Annotated in this window: 3 protein-coding genes and 1 pseudogene; 2 read left to right on the top strand and 2 right to left on the bottom strand. The window is 57.6% G+C overall.

What is annotated here, in order from left to right; translation table 11 throughout:
• Nucleotides 1-969: C45 family autoproteolytic acyltransferase/hydolase (locus tag NW819_RS14090; RefSeq protein WP_414414129.1), on the bottom strand; the 969-nt coding region annotated here is incomplete at its 3' end.
• A 21-nt stretch (nt 970-990) separates the two neighbouring features.
• Nucleotides 991-1,344 carry a rhodanese-like domain-containing protein gene (locus NW819_RS14085; RefSeq protein WP_414414128.1) on the bottom strand — a complete coding sequence of 118 codons (354 nt, stop codon included), beginning with the start codon at nt 1,342-1,344 and terminating at the stop codon, nt 991-993.
• Nucleotides 1,345-1,564: 220 nt separating this feature from the next.
• Between NW819_RS14085 and NW819_RS14080 the strand changes: the two genes are divergently transcribed.
• Nucleotides 1,565-1,918, top strand: a complete 354-nt coding sequence (locus NW819_RS14080; protein ID WP_049749562.1) for a hypothetical protein — start codon at nt 1,565-1,567, stop codon at nt 1,916-1,918.
• Between the two features lie 296 nt (nt 1,919-2,214).
• A pseudogene (locus tag NW819_RS14075) lies at nt 2,215-2,662 on the top strand (right-handed parallel beta-helix repeat-containing protein); the annotation flags it as partial.

Below are 2,662 nucleotides of genomic sequence, written 5' to 3'. Positions count from 1 at the left end.
TGTGGAGGATCCTATATGGGGGGGCAGCTCATCTTCTCGCAAGGCCGGATCCAGGAAATGATTGGTGTGGGCGAGGATCCCTCCTTGAGGGAGATGCAGGCCAATTCCTCGTGGACTGATTTCAAAGCTGATTGCACTAGCGGGCTGTAGGCCTACCGCCTGTCCTGCGGTACCCGCAACGCTGACACAAGAGGACGCGGTGTAAGGATAGGATCTCACCCTCTCCACAGCTTGCTGCCACTCCTCACACTCCAACAACAAGCGCAATAGCAAATGCACCGGCATTCCCTCGGTTTGCCCATCTAGGGTAGAGCGCAAGAGGTTGAGGGCCACGGCCAACCCTGCTCGGTTGAGGCCGATTTTGGCCAGGATCCCAGCTTCGGTCAGGGTGAGGTAGGCAGGGTGGTTATCGGAGCGAACGCACAACAGCACACAGGCCCTGCGCTGCTCCCCAAGCCAATCCCAGGTTTGGGCCAAGTAGGTGTGGTGGGTGGAGGTAACCTGGGGCAAGGCCGCTAGGGTAGTACATTCTCCCCCATCTGACTTGGCTGGGTTTGGATCGATGAGTTTCTCCATTGCCTTGCATTCATGAGCAGGATCCGCTGGGTGCTGGGGTACTCCGTTTTGGAGATTGTGTTCCAGAGCAGCGGCGCAGTCGGGATGGGATCCCCTGGGAACCGATCTGGATAAAATTTCGGTGCGCAAATTGAGGGCCAGAATCTCGGCGAAACGAAAGCCACTCCCCGCAGCAATTCCTTGGATTTCTTCCAGCAGGTGGGGCACGTGGCGCTCTAGCCAGGGCAGGGATCCCTCTGCTTGGGCCTGGGCCTGCTGCCAGGTGAGACCACAGCGGTAGGCAAATTGGCGGGCGTAGCTGGCAATGCTGTGGCGAATGAGTTGGGCCGCCTGGGATCCATACTGTTGGCCTCGTTGTTGGGGATCCCCCTGCAGATGAAGAATGGGGAACATGGTGCTGGTTTGCCCGTGACCTCAATAGGTGGGCAGGGAGGGATCCACCTCACAAGCCCAAGCGTGAATGCCGCCGCTGATGTTATGAACCTGAGTGAACCCGTTGGCCTGTAGCCACCGGCTCATCTGAGCAGAGCGGAGGCCATGATGACAGAGCACAAAAGTTGGCCGATCTGGATCCAGCTCTGTGAGGATCCGTTCCCTCCATTCCTCGTACTGGCTCAAGGGGTAGTTGCGAAAGCCCAGGGCATTTAAATTCACCAGCTCCAGCTCTGCCGGTTCCCGCACATCGATCAATTGCAGAGGGCCGGCCTCGGGATCCTGTAGGTATTGGGCCATCTGTTGCGGTGTAATGGAGCGGATGGAGAAGGACATCGCCAACTCTGGTCTACAGGGATCCCTTTTCAAGATACACCGGCTCAGCGGCTGCCCTGAGACTGCCCGCAAAGGTTAAGATGTCACCCTGATTTGGGCTTAGCCTGGGTATGGCTGTGCAACGCTTTTTGATCGACACGGATACGGCGGGAGATGATGTTACCTCGCTGCTCTTTGGGCTGCTCTGGCCCAACAGCATCCTACAGGGCTGCCCGCCGGGGTGAGTTTCATTCGAGATCCCTTTGCGGAAGTGCCCAAACCCGCCGATTATGCCAGCATCTGCAGCGGAGATACCCGTCCGCTGTTCTTTATCGGTGTGGATGCTAACCAAAACTACCTGGGGGATACCGATAACAACCCTGCCACCCTCAACCACGGTCTCACCTCGATGCTGAAGCGGGTGGATATGGCCACCTATGAAGTGATTCGCAGCGTGGTGGAAGGCAACTTTAAGGCAACTTTGTCGGCGGCATTCAAACCTTTGGCCTGGAGAACGAGGGTGTGGGCTATGCCCTGGATGAATACAACCAAGCCTTGCTCTCAGCGGATTTGGTGGCTGCTGTGGAAGCGGTGAAGCAAGACATCCTCGCCGGAACCCTCGAAGTACCTGAAGAGCGCTAGATTTTTGAGATTTTTGTTGCCGATTGATTGCGGATCCCTGGCGAAGCCTTGACTAAACAGAGGATCCATCAGAGGATGCTTTTGCTGAGGGCATTGGATCGCAACTTGGCCATCTGCACTTTGACCTCGTGGCAGTTGTTTGTTGCTCTTGTTTGTTGCTGTAACAACCTTAACCGCTAAGCGCTTGTAAGGGGCTTTCCACCTATGCTTGGCCAAGTATCCAAATCTGGTTGGGGGATCTGTTCAGCCTTGCTGCCTCTGTTGGCGGGGGTTGCCCTCGGCTGTGGGGGTGGCGGCGGCAGTTCTCCACCTCTTCCTCCGCCAGGTGGCGGGCCCATCATCCTGAGAGTGGATCCGGCCAGTGGCCCCTTTACCAAACTGGCAGACGCAGTTGCAGAGGCGCAGCGACTTCAGACTGCCACAGCCGGCCTGGAGGTGCTGATCGAGATTTTGGGGACGGGCAGGGAAACTTTGCAAAGCAACCTGGCCCTGGATGGCGGCGATGGCACCAACGGCGGTCGCATTCGCATCACCAGCTCCACCGCCTATGAGATCCTGACCGGGCTCTTTGACGTGATTGTAGCCAGCCAAACCAGCCTGCAGGGGGTAGATGTGGTGCTGGGGGGTGGACGGGTGCAGGTGAACAACGGCACTTTTCAGCCGCGCAAGGTCACCCTCAACGACCCTCGCTCCAACA

The sequence above is a fragment of the Synechococcus sp. R8-2 genome (assembly GCF_047461715.1).
Lineage (GTDB): Bacteria > Cyanobacteriota > Cyanobacteriia > Thermostichales > Thermostichaceae > Thermostichus.
This window is presented reverse-complemented; position numbering and strand designations above follow the sequence as displayed.